This is a genomic window from Pseudomonas frigoris, from assembly GCF_047758635.1.
GTDB lineage: Bacteria > Pseudomonadota > Gammaproteobacteria > Pseudomonadales > Pseudomonadaceae > Aquipseudomonas > Aquipseudomonas frigoris.
Window position 1 is genome coordinate 2956692 of the sequence record NZ_CP180479.1, and the last position, 21295, is coordinate 2977986.

At 59.6% G+C, this 21295-nt stretch carries 19 protein-coding genes and 1 pseudogene; 8 read left to right on the forward strand and 12 right to left on the reverse strand.

Features of this window, described 5'->3' with window-relative positions; all coding sequences use genetic code 11:
- Positions 1-17 precede the first annotated feature (17 nt).
- Positions 18-1664: a GMC family oxidoreductase gene (locus tag ACMXYH_RS13590; RefSeq protein ID WP_415767374.1), complete on the reverse strand. Its 1647-nt coding sequence runs from the start codon at positions 1662-1664 to the stop codon at positions 18-20.
- A gap of 133 nt (positions 1665-1797) precedes the next feature.
- On the opposite strand from ACMXYH_RS13590, the gene ACMXYH_RS13595 reads away from it, so the two are divergent.
- Complete coding sequence (locus tag ACMXYH_RS13595; RefSeq protein ID WP_129444899.1) at positions 1798-2694, forward strand: LysR family transcriptional regulator; 897 nt, start codon at positions 1798-1800, stop codon at positions 2692-2694.
- 89 nt (positions 2695-2783) lie between these two features.
- On the opposite strand, the gene ACMXYH_RS13600 is transcribed toward ACMXYH_RS13595, so the two are convergent.
- Both ACMXYH_RS13600 and ACMXYH_RS13605 read right to left on the reverse strand, forming a co-directional pair.
- Entirely contained in the window at positions 2784-3881 is a 1098-nt protein-coding gene (locus ACMXYH_RS13600) for a DNA alkylation repair protein (protein ID WP_415767375.1), read from the reverse strand.
- Between the two features lie 161 nt (positions 3882-4042).
- Complete coding sequence (locus tag ACMXYH_RS13605) at positions 4043-5851, reverse strand: monovalent cation:proton antiporter-2 (CPA2) family protein (RefSeq protein ID WP_415767376.1); 1809 nt, start codon at positions 5849-5851, stop codon at positions 4043-4045.
- Positions 5852-6142: 291 nt separating this feature from the next.
- Between ACMXYH_RS13605 and ACMXYH_RS13610 the strand changes: the two are divergent.
- Positions 6143-7049, forward strand: a pseudogene (locus ACMXYH_RS13610) (LysR family transcriptional regulator).
- Here the strand turns inward: ACMXYH_RS13610 and ACMXYH_RS13615 are convergent.
- A complete protein-coding gene (locus ACMXYH_RS13615) occupies positions 7039-7815 on the reverse strand; it encodes a substrate-binding domain-containing protein (protein WP_415767377.1) in 777 nt (258 codons plus the stop codon). The pseudogene ACMXYH_RS13610 and the gene ACMXYH_RS13615 overlap by 11 nt on opposite strands.
- A gap of 12 nt (positions 7816-7827) precedes the next feature.
- A complete protein-coding gene (locus ACMXYH_RS13620) occupies positions 7828-9141 on the reverse strand; it encodes an MFS transporter (RefSeq protein WP_415767378.1) in 1314 nt (437 codons plus the stop codon).
- Positions 9142-9351: 210 nt separating this feature from the next.
- Here ACMXYH_RS13620 and ACMXYH_RS13625 point away from each other — a divergent pair, with 210 nt between their 5' ends.
- Positions 9352-9660, forward strand: coding sequence for an RcnB family protein (locus ACMXYH_RS13625; RefSeq protein WP_123368255.1), 309 nt, complete (start codon positions 9352-9354; stop codon positions 9658-9660).
- Positions 9661-9672: 12 nt separating this feature from the next.
- On the opposite strand, the gene ACMXYH_RS13630 is transcribed toward ACMXYH_RS13625, so the two are convergent.
- The gene (locus ACMXYH_RS13630) at positions 9673-10746 is read right to left on the reverse strand and encodes a diguanylate cyclase domain-containing protein (RefSeq protein WP_415767379.1); all 1074 of its coding nucleotides are present in this window, start codon (positions 10744-10746) and stop codon (positions 9673-9675) included.
- Positions 10747-10931: 185 nt separating this feature from the next.
- Here ACMXYH_RS13630 and ACMXYH_RS13635 point away from each other — a divergent pair, with 185 nt between their 5' ends.
- Positions 10932-11270, forward strand: a complete 339-nt coding sequence (locus ACMXYH_RS13635; RefSeq protein WP_415767380.1) for an FKBP-type peptidyl-prolyl cis-trans isomerase — start codon at positions 10932-10934, stop codon at positions 11268-11270.
- 305 nt (positions 11271-11575) lie between these two features.
- On the opposite strand, the gene ACMXYH_RS13640 is transcribed toward ACMXYH_RS13635, so the two are convergent.
- Positions 11576-12190: an FMN-dependent NADH-azoreductase gene (locus tag ACMXYH_RS13640; protein ID WP_415767381.1), complete on the reverse strand. Its 615-nt coding sequence runs from the start codon at positions 12188-12190 to the stop codon at positions 11576-11578.
- A 139-nt stretch (positions 12191-12329) separates the two neighbouring features.
- Here ACMXYH_RS13640 and ACMXYH_RS13645 point away from each other — a divergent pair, with 139 nt between their 5' ends.
- Positions 12330-13229 carry a LysR family transcriptional regulator gene (locus ACMXYH_RS13645; protein WP_415767382.1) on the forward strand — a complete coding sequence of 300 codons (900 nt, stop codon included), beginning with the start codon at positions 12330-12332 and terminating at the stop codon, positions 13227-13229.
- Positions 13230-13248: 19 nt separating this feature from the next.
- On the opposite strand, the gene ACMXYH_RS13650 is transcribed toward ACMXYH_RS13645, so the two are convergent.
- Entirely contained in the window at positions 13249-14280 is a 1032-nt protein-coding gene (locus tag ACMXYH_RS13650; RefSeq protein WP_415767383.1) for a D-cysteine desulfhydrase family protein, read from the reverse strand.
- Positions 14281-14420: 140 nt separating this feature from the next.
- Here ACMXYH_RS13650 and ACMXYH_RS13655 point away from each other — a divergent pair, with 140 nt between their 5' ends.
- The gene (locus tag ACMXYH_RS13655) at positions 14421-14858 is read left to right on the forward strand and encodes a LysR family transcriptional regulator (RefSeq protein ID WP_415767384.1); all 438 of its coding nucleotides are present in this window, start codon (positions 14421-14423) and stop codon (positions 14856-14858) included.
- On the opposite strand, the gene ACMXYH_RS13660 is transcribed toward ACMXYH_RS13655, so the two are convergent.
- Positions 14807-15928, reverse strand: coding sequence for a cytochrome P450 (locus ACMXYH_RS13660; protein ID WP_415767385.1), 1122 nt, complete (start codon positions 15926-15928; stop codon positions 14807-14809). The genes ACMXYH_RS13655 and ACMXYH_RS13660 overlap by 52 nt on opposite strands.
- 82 nt (positions 15929-16010) lie before the next feature.
- Between ACMXYH_RS13660 and ACMXYH_RS13665 the strand changes: the two genes are divergently transcribed.
- Positions 16011-16775 carry an ArsR/SmtB family transcription factor gene (locus ACMXYH_RS13665; RefSeq protein WP_415767386.1) on the forward strand — a complete coding sequence of 255 codons (765 nt, stop codon included), beginning with the start codon at positions 16011-16013 and terminating at the stop codon, positions 16773-16775.
- Here ACMXYH_RS13665 and ACMXYH_RS13670 read toward each other — a convergent pair.
- Positions 16772-17380, reverse strand: coding sequence for a LysE family translocator (locus ACMXYH_RS13670; RefSeq protein ID WP_008149720.1), 609 nt, complete (start codon positions 17378-17380; stop codon positions 16772-16774). The two genes, ACMXYH_RS13665 and ACMXYH_RS13670, sit on opposite strands and share 4 nt — an antisense overlap.
- 105 nt (positions 17381-17485) lie before the next feature.
- On the opposite strand from ACMXYH_RS13670, the gene ACMXYH_RS13675 reads away from it, so the two are divergent.
- Positions 17486-18400 carry a LysR substrate-binding domain-containing protein gene (locus tag ACMXYH_RS13675; protein ID WP_415767387.1) on the forward strand — a complete coding sequence of 305 codons (915 nt, stop codon included), beginning with the start codon at positions 17486-17488 and terminating at the stop codon, positions 18398-18400.
- A gap of 158 nt (positions 18401-18558) precedes the next feature.
- Here the strand turns inward: ACMXYH_RS13675 and ACMXYH_RS13680 are convergent, their stop codons facing one another.
- Together ACMXYH_RS13680 and lpdA are read right to left on the reverse strand one after the other, a co-directional pair.
- Positions 18559-19578, reverse strand: coding sequence for a branched-chain amino acid aminotransferase (locus ACMXYH_RS13680; protein WP_076031364.1), 1020 nt, complete (start codon positions 19576-19578; stop codon positions 18559-18561).
- A 317-nt stretch (positions 19579-19895) separates the two neighbouring features.
- Positions 19896-21281, reverse strand: coding sequence for a dihydrolipoyl dehydrogenase (lpdA, locus tag ACMXYH_RS13685; protein WP_415767388.1), 1386 nt, complete (start codon positions 21279-21281; stop codon positions 19896-19898).
- Between the last annotated feature and the right edge of the window lie 14 nt (positions 21282-21295).

Here is a 21295-nt window from a genome sequence, read left to right on the forward strand (position 1 = left end):
GCTCCTACCGGTGTGATTCAGGCGTTGGTGGTCAGTTCCTTCTGCGCGGCGATGCTCCTTGTGTTGGGGTTAAGGATCAACTGTGCTGCCTTTTCGGCAATCATCAGCGTAGGCGAACAGGTGTTGCCCGAGGTGATGCGCGGCATGATCGAGGCGTCGGCGATGCGCAGACCGGGGATGCCGTGAACGCGCAGCTCGGCATCGACCACCGCGTCCGCGTCGTTGCCCATGCGGCAGGTGCCGACCGGATGGAAGATGGTGGTGCCGATGCGGGCGGCGGCTTCGTGCAGTTGTTCTTCACTCTGCAAGCTGTCGCCGGGCAAGTACTCCACCGGTTTGAATGCTTGCAGGGCCGGTGCCGCGACGATGCGCCGGGTCAGGCGAATGGCATCCGCTGCCACCCGCAAGTCCTCCGGATGGCTCAAGTAATTGGGCTGAATCAGTGGTGCTTCCTGCGGATCGGTGGAGCGAATCTCGACGCGGCCACGGCTTTGCGGGCGCAGATCGCACACCGACGCCGTGAAGGCGGGGAACGCATGCAACGGCTCGCCGAAACGCTCCAGCGACAGCGGTTGAACGTGGTACTCGAGATTCGCCGACGTCTGCTCCGGCCCCGAACGGGCGAAGGCCCCGAGTTGGCTCGGCGCCATGGACAGCGGGCCGCTGCGGTCGTACAGGTAACGCAGGCCCATGCCCATCTTCCCCCACAGGCTGCCGGCGATTTGATTCAGCGTGCGGGCGTTTTCCAGTTTGTAGATCAGGCGCAGTTGCAGGTGATCCTGCAGATTACCACCCACGCCGGGCAGTTCATGGGCAACGCCAATCCCCAGTTTTTGCAGCAGCGGGCGAGGGCCGATCCCGGAACGTTGCAGGATGCTCGGTGAGCCGACGGAACCGGCGCACAGCACGATTTCCTTGCGCGCCTTGAAGGTTTTCGCCTGACCCTGCCAACGCGCACTGACCGCTGATGCACGGCCGCTTTCCAGCAGCACGCGATCCACTTCGACGTCGGTCAGCACGGTGAGATTGGGGCGGTTGCGGATCGGTTTGAGAAACGCCTTGGCCGCGTTCCAGCGAATACCGGCCTTCTGGTTGACCTGGAAGTAGCCGCAGCCTTCGTTGTCGCCCTGGTTGAAGTCATCAATGCTGGCGATGCCGCTTTGCTCGGCGGCGCTGCGGAAGGCATCGAGAATTGGCCACGACAGTCGCTGACGTTCGATCCGCCATTCCCCGGCGGCGCCGTGAAACTCCGAGTCGCCGGCAAAGTGGTTTTCGCTCTTTTTGAACAATGGCAGGACGTCTTGCCAGCTCCAGCCGGGATTGCCCTGAGCCGCCCAGCCGTCGTAGTCGCCGGCCTGGCCGCGCATGTAGATCATGCCGTTGATCGAGGAACAGCCGCCGAGCACCTTGCCTCGCGGATAACTCAGGGCGCGACCTTGCAGGCCGGGTTGCGCTTCGGTCTTGAAGCACCAGTCGGTGCGCGGGTTGCCGATGCAGAACAGGTAACCCACGGGGATGTGAATCCACGCATAGTTGTCGCGGCCGCCGGCTTCGAGCAGCAGCACCCGACTCTGTGGCTCGGCCGACAACCGATTGGCCAGCAAACAACCGGCCGGGCCGGCCCCGACCACGATGTAGTCGTATTCATCCAGGGAAGTCTGCATCCGTGACCTCATGTTGTTGTTCTTGTTGTCGGTCATCCTAGTTGTTAGCTTTCGTCAAAAGAATGTTAGTTTTTGCGCAGCCGCTGTGCGTTTTTAAACAGCGCCTCAAACAGCGTAGACACAAGGACGACTCATGTTCGACTGGAATGACCTGCGGTTTTTTCTCGAGTTGCAGCGCAGCGGGCGTTTGCTCACCGCTGCCCGCCGTTTGAACACCACCCACGCCACCGTGGCCCGGCACATCGAGGCCATCGAAAAGAGCCTCGGCACCGCGTTGTTTGTTCAGCATGCGCAGGGTTATGAGCTGACCCCGGCCGGCGAAGCGCTGCTCAAACATGCCGAAGCGATGGAAAACGTCGCGTTGCTGGCTCAGGAAGAAATTACTCAGTCCACGGCGCCGCTGGGCAAGATCCGCGTGGGCGTGACCGAAGGGTTGGGCATCATGTTCCTCGCCAGTCGCATGAATGGCCTGTTCGAACGTTATCCGGGGCTGGAAGTGGAACTGGTGGCGGTGCCGCGCTTTGTCAGCATTCTCAATCGCGAGGCCGAGATCAGCATCCACCTGGAACGCCCGGCCGCCGACATGCTGGTCACCCGCAAACTGACTGACTATCGATTGGCGCTGTACGCCAGCCAGGAGTATCTGGATCGTTCGCCACCGCTGCGCAGCCGCGAAGACCTCGGTCGTCATGCGTGGATTGGCTACGTCGACGACTTGCTGTTCAGCCAGGAACTGATGTTCCTCAACAGCTTCTGTCGCAATCCGCAGGTGGTCTTCCACAGCACCAGCGTCATCGCCCAGCAACAAGCCGCTCGTTCCGGGTTGGGGATCGCCGTGCTGCCGTGCTACATGGCCAGCGCCGATCCCGGCCTGGTGCCGTTGTTGCCGGATGAAAGCATCCAGCGCAGCTACTGGATCAGCACGCGGCGTGAGCTGCACAAATCCGTGCGGTTGCGGGTGTTGTGGGATTACGTGGTGCAGCTTTGTGAGAGCGAGCAGGATTTATTGCTGGGCCCCAATCCCCTGTAGGAGCAGAGCTTGCTCGCGATGGCGTCAGGTCTGACACACCGCGTTTTCGTTCATCGCGAGCAAGCTTTGCTTCTACAAGGGTTCGTGTTTCAAGGGAGAATTTCGAATGAGGTGCTGGCCAGGCGCTCTCCATTCACCAGCACGTGTACGGCGTGTTTGCCCACGTAGTGTTTGCGGGTGGTGAGTTCCTTGATCTGCTGGCTACGGGCGATGGTCTCGGTCGCCTTGCCGGGAAGCGTCAGCGCCTTGAGCTTGAACACCTTCGCCGACGTGCTGCCGTTGGCTTTTACGTAATCGATGGCGTAGTCGATCACCAGTCGCTGACTGTCCTGGACCGTGGATTTCACGGCGAAGGACAGGGTGATTTTTTCACCCAGACGAATCACCGCCGGTTCCACCTTCACATCAATGATCTCGACCTCAGGCTTGCGGCCCGCGCCAATGATCGCCAGCGCGCGTTGATTGCCCTGTTTGATCAGGCTGCGCAGGGCGTGTTTGGCGATCCATGCGGTGTGTTTGTTGTCCAGCGACCAGCCTTCGATCAGGCCCAGCACCCACTCGGGATGATCCTTGGTGATGTCGTTGAGGTGGTTGGCCACGGACTTGCGCACGTAGAGACTGTCGTCGGCCTTGAGGTTGTCGAGGATCGCTGCCGCCAATGTTGGGTCAGCCTGAATCTGCTCCATTCGAAACGACCACGGCAGGCGCGGTCGGCTGCCTTCGCTGGCCAGGCGGCGGACGTGTTCGTGTTCGTCCAGGGACCACTCGTGCATGACCGCCAGTGAGCGTTCGATGTCGCTGCGCAGGAAATGGCGGATTGCGAACTCCGAGGAGCCGAAGGTGGTGAAGTACTTGAGGGCGTCCATGGACTGTTCGAAGGCATGCGCGCCGTACGTCGCGACGTAATGCGGTAATGAAATGCTGACGAAGCCGCTGTTCAGCCGCGGGGCGAGGGCGCGCAGCACCTCCAGCGTTTCTTCATAGCTCAACGGCAGGACCGCGTGCAGGCACTCGCTGACCCGGGCCATGCGCTGCATGATCGATAACTCGGCAAGCCCGTCGTTGGCCAGTTTCAGGAAGGCCTTGGCGTTGAACGCGGGGTAGACCGCGGTCATCTCGGTGGCGATGTGTTTGAGGCGGTCGGCGTTGAAGATTTCTTTTAGGGCGGGGGCGGGTTGGTCTGCCATAGCGAGTTCCTTGGAAATTCTGGTTTGCCTGAAATACCGCGTTATCGTTCTTCGCGAGCAAGCCCGCTCCCACACTTGATCTCAGTCGTACACACATTCTGTGTTCACTAAAGAACCAATGTGGGAGCGGGCTTGCTCGCGAAGAGGCCCTCACAGTCGCCTCAACGCTTACCTGATTCTTCTTCCAACTGATCCGCCTCAAACAACCTCGCCAGTTCCGCCCGGGCTTCCTGCGCCGTCTGCAATACCTTCACCGCATCGTCATAAATCGCATGCTGGGCTTCCAGCACCTGCTCGTCGTGATGCTTGAAACGCTTGATCCGCGCATCGGCCTGGGCCTGGGTCAACCCCAGACCGACGAGGGTGCGCCGGCTCATTTCCAGACTCGAATAATAGGTTTCCCGAATGGCCTCGGCGCCAAGGTCCACAAGCCGATGCACATGCTGACGATTACGCGCCCGGGCGATGATTTTGATGTGCGGATAGAGCTTGTGCACCAGTTCGGCGGTCTTGATGTTGGTGTCCGGGTCGTCGGTGGCGATGACAAAGTATTCCGCCTGCTCGACCTTGGCCGCGCTGAGGATCTCCGGGCGCATCGGGTCGCCGTAGAACACCGGCACACCGCCGAAGCTGCGGGACAGTTCGATGGTTTCCACCGAGGTGTCGAGGGCGACGAACTTGATGTTCTGCGCGCGCAAAATCCGCGCAACGATCTGCCCCATACGGCCCATGCCGGCGATCACCACGCGCGGCGTGTCGGTATGGATCTCGCGGAATTTCTCCGGCACCACCACCGGTTGAACCTTGGGGCTGACCAGTCGTGCGCACACCAGCAACAGCAGCGGCGTCACCGCCATGGACAAGGTGATGGTCAGCACCAGCAAGTCGTACAGGCGCGGCTCGAACAGTTCCTGATCGCGGCCGATCTTGAACACCACAAACGCAAATTCACCACCGGCCGCCAGCACGATGCCGAGGCGAATCGCACTGACCTTGCCCAGCCCTCCCGCCAACCGACCGACGATAAACAGCAGCGGCAATTTGATTGCGATCAGCAATAGAGTCAGACCCAGCACCGTGATCGGCGCACTCAGTAGCAGACTCAAATTGGCGCCCATGCCGACACTGATGAAAAATAGCCCCAGCAGCAATCCCTTGAACGGTTCGATTTGCGCTTCCAGTTCGTGACGGTATTCGGAGTCCGCCAGCAGCAACCCGGCGAGGAACGCCCCCAGCGCCATGGACACGCCGACCAGGTCCATCAGCCACGCCGTACCGATCACCACCAGCAACGCGGTGGCGGTGGACACTTCCGGCAAACCGGTCTTGGCCACCACTCGGAATACCGGTCGCAGCAGATACCGCCCACCGATCACCACCACCGCGATGCTACCCAGCACGCGCAAGCCGTGATTGAGGCCTTCGCCAGCGCTGCTGGTGTGATCGCCGCCCGCCAGCAACGGCACCATGGCGATCAACGGGATAGCGGCGATGTCCTGGAACAGCAGAATTGCGAACGCCAACCGCCCGTGGGGGCTGGTCAGTTCCTTGCGCTCGGCCAGGCTTTGCAAACCGAACGCGGTGGACGACAGCGCCAGGCCCAAGCCCAACACGATCGCGCTGTTTAACGGCTGGCCGAACACGAACAACGCCAGTACACCAATCACCGAGCCCGTCAGCAGTACCTGCGCCAGGCCGACGCCGAACACCGATTTGCGCATCACCCACAAACGTCGCGGCGACAGTTCAAGACCAATGATGAACAGCAGCAACACCACCCCGAGTTCGGAAATGTGGCTGACGCTTTGCGGATTGCCGATCAAGCCCAGCACCGATGGCCCGATGATCACGCCGGCAAACAGATAACCCAGCACCGCTCCCAGTTGCAGGCGCTTGGCCAAGGGAACGGTGAGCACGGCCGCGAACAGAAACACGACAGCGGCTTGCAACAGGTTGCCTTCATGGGGCATGGCTTACTCCAGAACTCGGTACGGCGGGGGCGACAAGAATAAAGGGTGATGCTTCATGCGTCAGCCATGACATACAACGATGTTGCCTGACCCACCACTATCGCGAGCAAGCTCGCTCCCACATTTGATCAGCGTCGCCCACGAGTTCCATGCTTGCTGGAGATCCATTGTTGCATCGAGCTTGCTCGCGATAGCTGCCTTGCCGACGACATAGATTTCGTTACATGTTGCATCAATTGGTTACATTCATCGGGTAAGCTGATCAATCTGTCCCGTTCCCGAGTGCGCACCATGGCCATCCACTTCGACCTTAACGAACTTGCAAGCCTTTCGCGCCGTGGTGGAGCAGGGCAGCTTTCGCAAGGCGGCTGACACGGTGCGTATTTCCCAACCGGCGCTGAGCCGGCGCATTGAAAAGCTCGAAGACGCCCTCGGTGTAAGGTTGTTCGAGCGCACCACACGCAAGGTCAGCCTGACCCAGGCCGGACGCGGTTTTATGCCGAGCGTCGAGCGTCTGTTGGACGACCTGGACGTGGCGCTATTGGGCATCAGCGAAGTCGCCTCGACCCGCCTCGGCCACGTCACCGTCGCCTGCGTACCTTCAGCGGCTTACTACTTCATGCCGCGAGTTATCGCCCACTACCACCGGCAGTTTCCACGGATCAAGGTCAAGGTCCTCGACTCCAGCGCCCACGAAGTGCTGAGTGCGGTGGTCAACGGCGAGGCGGATTTCGGCCTGAGTTTCATGGGCACCCTGGAGGCGGAAGTAGAGTTCGAGCCGCTGGTACAGGAAGGTTATGTGGTGGCGTGCCGGCGCGATCATCCGTTGGCCGGGCGCAGCAGCGTGACGTGGGATGAGTTTTATCAGCAGGACTACATCTCGCTGGACAAGACGTCCGGCAATCGCTTTCTGCTGGATCAGGCGCTCACGGGCATCGTGCCGCAGCGGCCGAGCATCTGCGAAACCCGGCATGTGACGACGATGATTGGTTTGGTCGAAGCGGGGTTGGGCGTGGCAGCGGTGCCGTTGATGGCGATGCCGGCGGCGGATCACCCGATCCTGACGCGGGTGCCGCTGACCGATCCGCAGGTAATGCGCAGTGTCGGTTTGATCAAGCGCCGGGGTCGCACATTGACCCCGGCGGCGTTGGAACTGGAACGGCTGGTGGTGGAAATGAAAGTCCAGGTCAGCGACTGACCGAGTCCAGCCCGGTGGCTTTGACATCCGGCTGAGCGGCGGTGGAGGCCAGGTAATCCAGCAATGCCTTGGCTTGCGCCGGGTGTTGCGCGCCCACCGGTATACCGGCAGCAAAACGCGTCACCGACTGCACCGACTCCGGAATCTTCGCCACAAAACTCACGCCCGGCACCGGCAGCAACTCGCTGACCTGCTGAAAGCCCAGTTGATAGTCACCGGTGGCAACCACCGATGCCACCGGGATTTTCGGGACCATCGTCGACTTGGGTTTGAGCTGGTCTTCGATGCCCAGACGCTTGAACAACTGATCCTCGATGTACACCCCACTGGCGCTGTCGGAATAGGCCACGGACTTCGCGTCGAGCAAGGTCTTTTTCAGGCCGTCGACAGCGCTGATGTCCGGCTTCGGCGCGCCTTCACGTACCACCAGACCGATCCGCGAGTCAGCCAGTTCGACCCGTGAGGCGGGATCGACTTTGCCTTGCTTGATCAGGTCATCGAGGGCGTAACCGACCATGATCACCACGTCGGCTTTTTCACCGCGAGCGAGGCGATTGGGGATCGCTTCCGGCGCCTTGCCCATCGAAGGGCCGAGGGCGGTGTCCAGTGTGTTGCCCGTGGAGGCGGCGAACTTCGGGCCGAGGATTTTATAGGCGGCGGTGAAACCGCCGGAGGTCATCACGCGGATCTCTTCGGCCTGGGCGACGGTGCTCAGACCCAGGCTGACCAGCAAAGTCAGGGCCGCAAAATTGAATAGCTTTTTCATGGTCATGTGCTCTCAAAGGGTTCGGGACATCGCCGGTTGCAAGCGACCGGTCGAACGGCGATAGAGATACAGCGTCGCGCACAACGCACAGAACGCGGCAAAACTCATCCAGTAGCCGGGCGCAGCCTTGTCGCCGGTGTACTGGATCAGGAAGGTCGATATCGCCGGCGTAAAACCACCGAACACCGCCGTGGCCAGGCTGTAAGCCAGGGAGAACCCGGCGACCCGCACTTCGACCGGCATGATTTCCGTCAGCGCGGCAATCATCGCGCCGTTGTACAAACCGTAAATGAACGACAACCACAGCAACACCAACAGCATGTTGATGAAGCTCGGTGCCTGCACCAGATACGTCAGCGCCGGATACGCCGTGGCCAAGGTCAGCAGGGCCATGGCAATCAGCACCGGGCGACGGCCGATGCGATCCGACAGTGCACCGCCAATCGGCAGCCAGAAGAAGTTCGAAACGCCCACCAGCAAAGTCACCAGCAGCGCATCAGATGTACTCAGGTGCAGCACGGTTTTGCCAAAGGTCGGTGCGTAAACGGTGATCAGGTCAAACGCGGTGGTGGTCAGGGCGACCATCATCATCCCGGCGAACACGATCACCCAGTTCTGCGCCAACGTGCGGAACACATCGCCCATGCTCGGACGGTGTTTGCGGGCGGCGAACTCTTCGGTTTCCTCAAGGTTGCGACGCAGGAAAAAAATGAACGGCACGATCATGCAGCCAACGAAAAACGGAATCCGCCAGCCCCAGTCGGCAATCATCGCCGGCGCCATCCATTGGTTCAGGCCATAGCCCAACGCTGCCGCGACAATGATCGCCACTTGCTGGCTGGCCGACTGCCAACTGGTGAAGAAGCCTTTGTTGCCGGGCGTGGCGATTTCCGAGAGATACACCGAGACGCCACCCATTTCTGCGCCGGCCGAGAAGCCTTGCAGCAAGCGGCCGATCAAGACGATGGCCGGGGCGAACAGCCCGATGGTTTCGTAACCGGGCACCAGCACAATCAAAATCGTGCCGCTGGCCATGATCGACAGGGTGACGATCAACCCTTTGCGCCGGCCCACATCATCGATGTAGGCACCCAGCACCACGGCGCCCAACGGTCGCATCAGGAAGCCTGCGCCGAACACCGCGAAGGTCATCATCAGCGAGGCGAACTCGCTGCTGGCCGGGAAGAACACGGCAGCAATCTGCGTGGCGTAAAAGCCGAAAAGGAAGAAGTCGAATTGTTCGAGGAAGTTGCCCGAGGTGACCCGGAAAATCGCACTGGCCCGGGAGCGACCGGAAGTCGCGGGCCGTTGGGTTGATGCTGTCATAGACGTGTACTCCACCGCTTTTATGACGTGCACCGCCTGGACGCGGCGCACGGTTCTTATTGGGGCGGATAGTGGAGCAGGGTCATCGATATGTTAATTGCATTGTTGGCATTCATTGATGTGTGAAACGGATCAATGCAACCCATAAGGAATGATTCGCTGCATATGCAGTCGGAGTCTGGTACCGCGACATCACAGGAGGATCACCCCATGAACAGCAAATCCCTCATCGCCGCCTTGGCCATTGCCGCCGGCGTTGCCGGTATCAGTCCCATTGTTCAAGCCGATGACCCACCGCAAAAAACCGTCCAGCCGGGGGTTAACAATTCCCGCCAACTGGTGATGGGTGATCGTGCCCCCGACGTTTACCAGCGCAGTGAAAAAGCGCTGAGCAACTGGAAGCAGAAAGGCCTGAAAGCGCCGAAGGCTCAGGCGCAGTGGGTGCAGATCAATGACAAGTACATGATGGTGATGATCACCAACGGGACGATTGTGGATATCACGCCAGTGGAGCGTTAAACCGTCGAAGGGCTATTCGCTGTGAGCGCGTGCGGGGCTTTCAGTGCCCAACCGATACTGATTATTCCCACTGCGCTTCGCCTCATACATCGCCAGATCCGCAATATGGATCAACCGGTCCATGCTCGGCGCATGGTCCGGGAACACCGCGACCCCCAGGCTGGTGCCGATGTGTCGTTGATCATTACCGATGGTCACCGGTGGCGACAGTTCGACGAAGATTTTCTGGCAGATGCTGCGGGCTTCGTCTTGCAGGCTGTTGCCCTGGGGCAGGCCTTGAAGGATGACCACAAATTCGTCGCCACCGATCCGGGCGACGGTATCGGTTGAACGCAGGATTTTCTTCAGGCGGGTGGCGGTGGTGATCAGTACCCGGTCGCCGGCGGCATGGCCGTAATGGTCGTTGATTGCCTTGAAGCCGTTGAGGTCGACAAACACCAGCGCAACCCTCGTGGCGCTGATGCGCGCCTGTTCCAGCGCCTCGGACAGACGCTCCTCGAGCACCAGACGATTGGGCAGACCGGTCAGCGGGTCGAAGTGGGCCAAGTGTTGCAGGTAGCTGGCGGAGGCTTTTTCCTCGGTGATATCGCGTACCACGCCCATCATCTTGATCGTTGCATCGTGGTCGTTCTTGACCACATTGCCGGTTTCCCGAAGCCAGCGGATCGTGCCGTCGGGCCAGACCACCCGATATTCCTCGTCATGGTTGTCGCCGGTTTCCAGGCAACGCAATTCCCCGGCCCGGACCTTGGCCCGGTCGTCCGGGTGAACACATGAGCAAAACAGTGCGTAGGAGGGCGTTACTTCGTCGATCTTGAAGCCAAACATGCCGTAGATCGCGTCCGACCAGTAGAGCTTGTCGGTGTCGACATCCCAGTCCCACGTGCCGATGCGGGCGAAATACTGGCTACGCTTGAAGCGTTCGGCGTCGCCATCCTGGCGGATATTTTGCCCATCCGTAAGGCTGGTGATCAGCACGCGATACTCGGCCAGCTGCTTTTGCAGCGAGCGCTCGCGACAGATCAACGCGACGATCAGGGCTAGCATCATTGAGCCGATGGTTGCGCTGGTCCAGACAAAATTCATTCAGGGGTTGCCATCATGGCGTGTTGATCCGTACGGGTAGGTGTTGCTTATCTTAGTTCACGGTCACTGCGGGAAACAGGCTTAAACCCCTCGCCAGGTGATCGGAATGGTTGCCAATCGACTGCAAATCTGGGAAAACGGCGCCCATTAAGCCTATTGGGCAAACGAACACACGAGTGCATGCAATGAATGACGAGCTTCAGGTAATCGACCTCCAGGTGGGTGACGGCAAAGCCGCCGTCAAAGGCGCGCTGATTACCACCCAATACCGCGGCTGGCTGGAAGACGGGACTGAATTCGATTCTTCCTACAGCCGGGGTAAACCTTTCCAGTGCGTGATTGGCACGGGTCGGGTGATCAAGGGTTGGGATCAGGGGATTATGGGCATGCAGGTCGGCGGCAAGCGCAAGTTGCTGGTGCCGGCGCATCTGGCCTACGCTGAACGGACCATGGGCAAGATCACCCCGAACTCGAACCTGATTTTCGAAATTGAATTGCTGGAAGTGCTGACGCGGGATGATTGATGGCTGTGTGGGCTGAAATGAGTTTTTGTGGCGAGGAGGCTTGCCCTAATACCGATAAATTAAGCTAACTGCGCCGCACTCTCTGTAGCAGCTGCCGAAGGCTGCGTTCGGCTGTGTAGCAGTCGTAATCCGGCTAACGTGGTGTGCCTGACGTATCGCAATCTCTGATTTTACGACTGCTTCGCAGCCGAACGCAGCCTTCGGCAGCTGCTACGGATAGTGTTACGGCTTAATTTATCGGCATTGGCGCTTGTCCCCTCGCCACGGTTCATCGGCTATTGCAGCGGATCGATGTTATCCAGCGCCTAAACCAGCGACTTTTGAATTCGATGATCAAATGTATCTAGAAAATCGTGCATGCTGATTTCTCCGAGATCTACAGCTTTAGCGCCGCCGGCCGCAATAAAGGTGATATCGGTGATACCCAGGACGTTCAGGATCAGTTTCAAATATTGGGTCGCAATGTCACGGTCTCTAATCGGGGAGTCGTTGGTGTATACACCTCCCGAGGCGAGCAGCACCGTTGCCTTTTTACCGGTCACAAGGCCTTTACCATCTAAGCCCAAGGTCAGGCCTTTACGTACCACGTGATCCACCCACGCCTTGAGCGCCGCAGGGACGTTATAGTTGTAGACCGGCGTTGAAATAACCACGTGATCGGTTTCCAGCAACTCGGCCGCAAGCTCATCGGATAGCTGCAACACGGCTTTCATTTCAGGCGAATGTTGGGTTTCTGGGGTGAAGTAAGCCTGTAACCAGGGGGCCGTCACGAACGTAAGCGGAGTGTCCGCTAGATCCCGTATTTTGATGGCGCCCCTAGGGTGTGCAGCTTCCCACGCGGCCAAAAATCGGCGAGTGAGCTGCCGGGAGATTGAAGCATCCCCACGTGGGCTGGTTTCAATGGTGAGAAGCCTGGACATGAAAGTAACTCCTGCGCGGTGACGCGGCGGTATGTTTTGCGTTGTCGCTTTAGGCGATGTGCGACACACTCTACCCAATGCGATCTATACACAGGAGTGATGTAAATATGATTGAGTCCATCTGTTTAAGTGATGGATCATGATCGGAAATCTCAGCTTGGATCAGTTGCGGATCCTTGTAACCATTGCTGATACAGGCAGTTTCTCGGCAACGGGGCGTCACCTGCGGCGCGCTCAATCTGCCATTAGCCAGTCGATTGCCACACTTGAGTCAGTTCAAGGTGTGAGGCTGTTTGATCGGAGCGGCCATCGTCCAACTCTCACTGAGGTAGGTAGAGTGCTAGTGGTTCAAGCGCGCGTAGTGCTGGCAAGCGCTGCCCAGTTTGAAGCAATGGCCGAAAGTACGGCAGCAGGGATTGAGCCGGAGTTGGCTCTCGCCATAGACCCTTTAGTCCCTAGCGCACCGCTCATCGAAAGCCTCCGCGCTATCCGTGAGGCTTTTCCGCATCTGGCAGTGAGTTTTTCTACAGAAGGCTTAGGAGGCGCAGAGCGCCGATTGCGCAACGGAGATGCGGCACTGGCGCTTTGCATATTGATTCCGACAGTGCCCGACGATGTCAACGCACTGCCGCTGCTCAGCGTCGACTTGAAGCCAGTAGTAGCCAGCGGACATCCCCTGGCTATGTTAGGCCGTCGGGCAACAAGTGCAGACCTCAAGCCTTATGTGCAACTGGTACTTTCCGATCCGGTTTCTCCCGACGGCCCTAGCTATGGGGTGACGGGCAGTCACCAGTGGCGGTTTGTAGATTTGGCACGGCGGCTGGATTTTTTGCTCGCCGGGTTCGGTTGGTGTCGAATGCCAGAGCATCTGATTGCGGATCATCTGGCTTCAGGGCGCCTCGTTCCGCTTGAGTTAACCGCCGAACTTCAGCGCACACCAGACACACTGACGATCTACGCAGCGCACATGCAAAATCGCTCTTTAGGGAAAGCAGGCCGATGGCTTCTGAATGATCTGACCCGTCGTCTGTGCATGTGATGATATGAAGACGACTAACCTAAGACTGAAAGATGTCCCTGTAGGCATAAAGACCCGGTGTTCCACCCGTCATCACGAACAGCACGTTGTCCCCGGAACGGTAACGTCCTTGCCTGAGATCGGCCAACAGCCCGGCAAACGCTTTGCCGGAGTACACAGGGTCGATCAACAGGCCTTGGGCGCGAGCCATCAGGCGCACTGCTTCCTGCATGGCTGGCGTCGGCAGACCGTAGCCGTCGCCCAACTGACTGCCGTCAATGGCGATCTCTTCAGCCTGAACGATGTCGCTACTGCCCAACAGCGCCAGTGCGTCCTGGGTCAATTGCCGGGTTCTGGCCGCTGACGTGTCTCGATCGGACAAAACTGAATAGGACTTGATGATCGAGGTACCTCGGCCCAGCAATTGGAAGCCCGCCGCGAGCCCGGCGTGGGTGCCGGCGCTGCCGTTGGGCACCACGACTTGATTGAAGCTGAGGCCGAGTTCCGCCTCCTGCTGCGCGATCTCCGCCGCGCAGCGCGCATAACCGAGACTGCCCAGAGGCGTTGAGCCACCCGTGGGAATCACCAGCACGTTGCGCCCCGAATCCCGAAGTTGCGCGGCGCGTTTCTCGGCCTCGACTAGTGAGTCGCTGCCCCCGGCAAGCACCTGTAGCTGTGCTCCGAACAACTGGTCGAGTAGAACGTTGCCGTTGAGTTCGTAATCCACATCGGTTTTGGGTACCGCGCGGGTCAGGATCAGTTCGCAGGCAAGGCCCAGGCGAGCACACACCGCGGCGGTCAGGCGCGCATGATTGGACTGAATGCCGCCCACGGTGATCACCATGTCGACTCCGGCCGCCAGCGCCGCGCCGATATGGAATTCGAGTTTGCGCAATTTGTTGCCGCCACCGCCAATCAGCATGTGATCGTCGCGCTTGAGAAACAGGCCGATTCCTTGCGACTTCAAGCCCAGCAGTTGTTCGAGGCGTTCGGCGCGCTGAATGGGCGTGGGGCCTTGCAGAAGGTCTGCCCGCGCAAAAGAACTCAGTGACGTGTCCAGTAGGGTTTGCATCGATGGAGCCTCGTTGTTCACGTTTATTTAAGTGACTCTATGGAGAAAAACCCTCGTGATAAACGCATTGTCGGTTATTACTCCTTTAACCTGATGTACTTAATCAAGCGTTCCGTTTCCTCCCTTCACAAGGCATGGTCATGAGCAAACTCAGGCAAATGGAAGTTTTCGTCGCCGTGGTCGAGGCGGGCAGCTTTGCTGATGCGGCCAGTGACGTCGGGATGTCGGCGGTCATGGTTGGACGGCATATCCAGAGCCTGGAGAAAACCCTCAACACCCAACTCATTCAACGCACCACCCGACGGCAATCCATCACCGGGGAGGGGCGGTTGTTTTATGAAGAAGCCAAGCGGGCACTGGAGCAGGTGAAGTACGCATTCAGCCGGGTGGAGGCGTCGAACCCGGAGCCCAGCGGCCTGTTGCGAATCACCGCGCCGATGACCCTCGGCGTGGCATTGGTCGGTCCTCTGGTGTCGGAGTTCATGCAGTGTTATCCGTTCCCACCACTGCGTGGGAACGATCGGTCTTACCGCAAATCGCTAAACAGCGGAATACGCCCGTTCAGCGAAGGCCGGTAATGCCAGGTCAGGCGATCCAAAGCAGGCTTTATCGTCAGGATCTCTTTCAACGTAGCGCTGGCAATGCTTAGGGCCAATGTCTGTCCCGGGCATTGATGCCGACCCGTACCAAAGGTGAAGCTACGCCGTTCTGGACGATCAGGAAGAAGGACGTCGGGATGGTCATTGAGCTGCGGATCGCGATTGGCCGAGGCCAGCAGCACCAGAATCACGTCACCAGTATTCAGGCTTACACCGTCGATTTCACAAGGCGCAGCGACAAACCGGCGGGTGTTCTGCACCGACGGATCGAAGCGCTGAACTTCAGCGATCAAGTCGTCAACGCGTGTCGACTCACTATGCAACGACGGGTTTCGAATCAACGCCAACAGCGCATTGCCGATCAGCCCGGCAGTGGCTTCATAGGTCTGGGAAAACAACCCGATCAGGTTGGCGATCAACGTTTCAGAGTCGCCAGAGGTTGCTGCGAAGCGCTGGCGGATCCCGGCGAGCAGGGTGCTCTGATTGTTCGGGTCATCCAGCAACTCAACGAAATAGCCGCTCAAGTGTTCCGCCGCAACGTGCGCTGCATCCCGTTGCGCCTGATCGCCAAGGGGCGACAGGCACGTGACGAAGTCCCCGGTCAGCTCGCTGATAGTCCGGCCCTGAGCCGGAGAGAACCCCAGCAATGCAGCCACCACGCACACCGGCCCGCGGAACATCGCCTTGTGCAACCCATCGGCGCCCGGAGTGATCAGACGCGCGCCGACCAGCGCATTGACTTCAGCGACATCAATCAACGCCAGCTCCGGTTGAACCGCCGACCTCGGGCAACGCTGCCGTTCGCCCTCATTCATCCGCATCAACTGACCAAAGACCTTGCCGGCCATCCCGCCAACAATCGCCTTGGGCACCGGTTCGTGGGACGGCCGGACATGACAGTCAGGATGCGCCAGCACGGCCGCAACGGCTCGGGCGCTACTCGCCACCCACACTTTCAGTCCTTGGTGAAAAACCAGCCCGCCCTCCAAGCGCAGTTGCGCGTAATAGGGATAAGGATTGGCATGAGTCGCAGCGATAATTGGGTCCATGGGTCGCAGCCTTGTTCGTGGTTGGAAAAGTGTTGCTACTATCTCCAGTCCGAAAGGGCCTTGATTCGTCCGGGAGCGAAATATGAACGTAGAACAGCACGACATCGGCGTTTCTCAGGTGGCTGCGGCGATCGCGGAACCGGCCCGGACGAAAATCCTCTGTTCGCTGATGGACGGCCACGCCCGGACCAGCACCGAGCTGGCAGCGATTGCCGAGGTCAGCGCCTCCACCGCCAGCGCGCACCTGGCCAAACTCAAGGAATTGGCGCTGGTGCGGCTGCACGTGCAGGGCCGGCATCGTTATTACAGCCTGACGGACAAGCGCGTCGCCCAGGCGCTGGAAGCGTTGATGGTGATCGGCCAGAACGCTGCGCCGACCTTCAATTCGCGTACCCCGGATCGCCTGCAATTCGCCCGCACTTGCTACGACCACATGGCCGGCACGTTGGCGGTGCTGCTGCATGACCGGATGATCGAAGCGGGGTGGTTGCTGGAAACCGATGAACAGGTCTATCAGCTGAGCGACAGCGGTGAGGCGTTGTTTGAAGGGTTGGGTATCGAGGTCAAGGACCTGAGTACGTTGCGCCGCCGCTTCGCCTGCCCATGCCTGGACTGGAGCATGCGCCGGCCGCATCTGGGTGGCTCGTTGGGGGCGGCGTTGTTGCAAACGGCGATCAAGCGCAAATGGGTAACTCAGGACCTGGACAGTCGCGCGCTGGCGTTGACGGCGACGGGGCGAAAGGAACTCAGCAGCCGGTTTGCCGTTGAACTGCCGGTTCAGGTATCGACAGCACAACCCGCGTCCACCGAGACCAGACGGCGCGCGATCGCCAGTTCTGCGCCTTAGCGACTGGCCGAGGCCATCAGCACGCCGAAACCGGCGAAGGTCACGCCCGAGACTTTCGCCGCCAGCCAGGAACCCTTCGGGCTGGATAACCAGCCTTTGGCGGCATTGGCGAGCAAGGCATAGCTGCCATGCACCAGAATCACCAGCACGCCGTAGGAGGCGACCAGCTTGAAAAACTGGGTGGAGAAGTGCGCTGAAGTGTCAATGAATTGCGGGAACACCGCCAGAAAGAAAAACACGGCCTTGGGGTTCAAAAACTGGATCGAAGCCGCTTCAAGGAAGCGGTAGCCCGGGCTTGAGGGGCGCGTTTCAAGCAGTGTGTTGAAACCAGCCGAGCGCCAGCTTTTGTAACCCAGGTACAACAAATAGGCGGCCCCTGCGTATTTCAACGCGGTAAAGGCGTTGGCGGAGGTGCTGAGGATCAGGCCGACACTGGTGGCGCTGATGGCGGCGACGATAAACGCACCCGACGCGATCCCCAGAATGCCCGGCACGGCCCCCGTCCAGCCGTGGCGCACCGCGTTGGACAGGGTCAGCACCACGCCAGGCCCTGGACTCAAAATGGTCAGGGTGGCGAAAAGTAGAAAGAGTCCATAGCTGTTCATGTCTTGCTCCGTCAGGTGGCGCTGGCTGCGTTCTGGCAGATTGGCGTGGCGACGTGAGCGTGACAAACGCTTTAATTGCGGTGCATATGTGACTAAATTAGACGCATGACAAATCCACTACCGCCGCTTAATGCTGTTCGCGCCTTCGCCGTTGCTGCTCGCCATCAAAGTTTCAGCCTGGCGGCCGAAGAGCTGCATGTCAGTCACAGTGCCGTCAGCCGACATATCAAATTGCTTGAGGAACACCTGGGCGTGCTGCTGTTCGAGCGGCGTGTCCGTCAATCGGTGCTGACGCCGGCCGGTCAGCGTTTTTATGAGCAGGTCAGTGCCGGGCTGGCGCAGATCGCCAACGCCGCCGCTGCGCTTAAGCAACATGCCTCGCTGCCGACCGTGAAGATTAATGTTCGTCCGTCCTTTGCGATGCTTTGGCTGATGCCCAGGCTGGAGGATTTCATTGCGCAGCACCCGGACATCAAGCCGCAAGTGATTACCCAAACCCAGGCACCGGATCATGCACGCGACGGGTTCGACATCGTCATTCGCCGTGGTCGTGACGATTGGGCGCCGGCGATTGAGGCGCGAGCGCTTTTCGAAGACGAACTGTTGCTGGTCGCGGCACCCTCGCTGATCCACCGCCTGGCCCTTGAAGACCTCGCGTCCCTGAGTCGGCACACGTTACTGACTGCCAAGGCGCGTCGCGAAGATTGGCACAACTGGGCCCTGCATTTTGGTCAAGGCCAGTCAGCCACTCAGGTCACCCGGCAGTTTGATCACATGCACCTGGTGCTTGAGGCCGCCGTGGATGGACAGGGCATTGCCTTGTGCCCGACCTCTTTGCTGGGCACCCACCTCTCGAGCGGTCGCCTGATTTGCCCGTTGCCCGAATTGCGGATGCCGTTGCCGCGTTATTACTACGGTGTTTCGCCGGACGTGACGGTGCAGACACGGGTGTTTGTGGAGTGGTTGTTTGCCCGGATCGAAGAGGATGGCGGTCAGGTGGGGCGGTTGATTGCTGGGTGATTTGAAGATCAAAGGATCGCAGCCTTCGGCAGCTCCTACATGGGATTGCATTTCAATGTAGGAGCTGCCGAAGGCTGCGATCTTTTGATTTTTCCCATAAAAAAGCCCACCCAGCGCGTTAACGAGGGGTGGGCTTTTTTAGTGCCTGAAGCGCTGGATCAAACCTTGACGATCCAGCCCGCTGGCGCTTCGATGTCGCCGGTCTGTACGCCCGTCAGCTCTTTGTAGAGCTTCTGGGTGACCGGGCCGACTTCGGTTTCGCTGTGGAACACGTGCAGTTTGTCGTTGTAGCTGATGCCGCCGATCGGGGTGATCACCGCAGCAGTACCGCAAGCGCCGGCTTCCTTGAAGTCGGACAGCTTGTCGATGAACACGTCGCCTTCGACCACTTCCAGGCCCAGACGCGATTTTGCCAGCTCGATCAACGACAGACGGGTGATGCCCGGCAGGACCGACGGCGAGTTCGGGGTCACGAACTTGTTGTCGTGGGTGATCCCGAAGAAGTTGGCCGAACCGACTTCTTCGATTTTCGTGTGGGTCATCGGGTCCAGATAGATGCAGTCGGCGAAGTGGGCTTTCTTGGCCTGGGAACCTGGCATCAGGCTGGCCGCGTAGTTACCACCGACCTTGGCTGCACCGGTGCCTTGTGGGGCGGCGCGGTCGTAGCTGGAGATCAGGAAGTTGTGCGGGGTCAGGCCGCCCTTGAAGTAGGCACCGACCGGAATGGCGAAGATCGAGAAGATGAACTCGGGGGCGGTACGCACGCCGATGTTGTCACCCACGCCGATCACGAACGGACGCAGGTACAGCGCGCCGCCGGTGCCGTAAGGCGGGATGAAACGCTCGTTGGCGCGGACCACTTCCTTGCACGCTTCGACGAACTGCTCGGTGGATACCTGTGGCATCAGCAGGCGCGCGCAGCTGCGTTGCATGCGTGCGGCGTTCTGGTCCGGGCGGAACAGGTTGATCGAACCGTCCTTGCAACGATAGGCCTTCAGCCCTTCGAAGCATTGCTGGCCATAGTGAAGGGCAGTGGAACCTTCGCTGATGTGCAGCACATTGTCTTCGGTCAGGGTGCCTTTATCCCACTCGCCATTACGCCAGTGCGACAGATAGCGCTTGTCTGTCTTGATGTAGTCAAAACCCAACTTGTCCCAATTGATGCTTTCGTTACCCATGACACCCTCTATCACTTAACAACCGCCGAAACGGTTCAAGGCTTCTGACGTTTTTCTGGATGGGGACAACAATACTTCATTCCGGGCCCATTTCGCAGCCGGAATTCAATCTCTGCGACCATCGAAGCACCCGATGCACCCGATGCACCCGATGTAGCAGCTGTCGAGCACCGCGAGGCAGCGTTCGGCGGCGAAGCCGTCGTACTCCGGCTGACTCGCTATGCCTGAAAGCACTCGGTGGCAGGTTTTGCGACGACTTCGTCGCAGAACGCTGCCTCGCGTTGCTCGTCAGCTGCTACAAGGGTTTGCGTCTGGTTTTACAGGTGCAGCGCATGACCAAGCGCACGCAACGCCGCTTCTTGAACAGCCTCACCCAACGTCGGATGCGCGTGGATGGTGCCGGCAATGTCTTCCAGCCGGGCGCCCATTTCCAGGCTCTGACCGAACGCCGTCGACAATTCCGACACGCCCACACCGACTGCTTGCCAACCGACAATCACATGATTGTCACGCCGCGCCACGACCCGCACGAAGCCGCTTTTCGATTCCAACGTCATCGCTCGACCATTGGCCGCAAACGGGAAACTGGAAACGATGCAGTCCAGACCCGCCGCCTTGACGTCGTCCGGTGTCCTGCCGACCACCACCAGTTCCGGGTCGGTAAAGCACACGGCGGCGATGGCGGTCGGGTTGAACTCGCGGGATTTACCGCTGATCAGTTCGGCAACCATCTCGCCCTGAGCCATGGCCCGGTGGGCCAGCATCGGTTCGCCGCTCAGGTCGCCGATGGCATACACGTTGCGCATGCTGGTCTGGCAGCGGTTGTCGATCTTGATCGCCGAGCCGTTCATGTCCAGGTTCAAACCTTCGAGGTTCCAACCCTGGGTATTCGGTTTGCGGCCGACGGCCACCAGTACCTGGTCGGTTTCCAGGTTCAGGGTGTCGCCATTCGGGTCAAGCACTTGCAATGTATTACTAACAGAATCAAAACCTTGGACGCTGTGCTTCAAGTAAAGCTTTACGCCAAGTTTTTTCAGTTCGTCATGCACAGGCTGCGTCAGTTCGGCGTCGTAGGCCGGCAGGATGCGATCCTGGGCCTCGACCACGCTGACGTCGGCGCCGAGCTTGCGGTAGGCAATCCCCAGCTCCAGACCGATGTAACCACCACCGACCACAATCAGCCGTTTCGGCACGGAGGTCGGCGCCAGGGCTTCGGTGGAGGAAATGATCGGCCCGCCAACTGGCAGCATCGGCAGGTTCACGCTTTTCGAGCCGGTGGCCAGCACCAGGTGCTCGCACTGAATGCGCGTGTCGCCGACTTCTACGGTTTTACCATCGATAACTTTCGCAAAGCCTTGAATAACCTGGATTTTGTTCTTTTTCAGCAGCGCCGAAACTCCCGTGGTCAGGCGATCGACGATGCCGTCCTTCCACTCGACACTTTTGCTGATGTCCAGGGTCGGCGCCGAAACGCTGATGCCCAGGGCCGAGTGCTGGCTGTGGTGCTGCGTCTGGTGAAACTGTTCGGCGACGTGTATCAACGCCTTGGACGGAATGCAGCCGATGTTCAGGCAAGTGCCGCCCAGGGATTCGCCTTCAACCAGAATGGTCGAGATGCCCAGCTGGCCGGCACGGATCGCCGTCACATAGCCGCCAGGGCCGCCGCCGATGATCAGCAGCGTGGTGTTCAAAGTCTGTTGCATGCCTGCTCCACTAA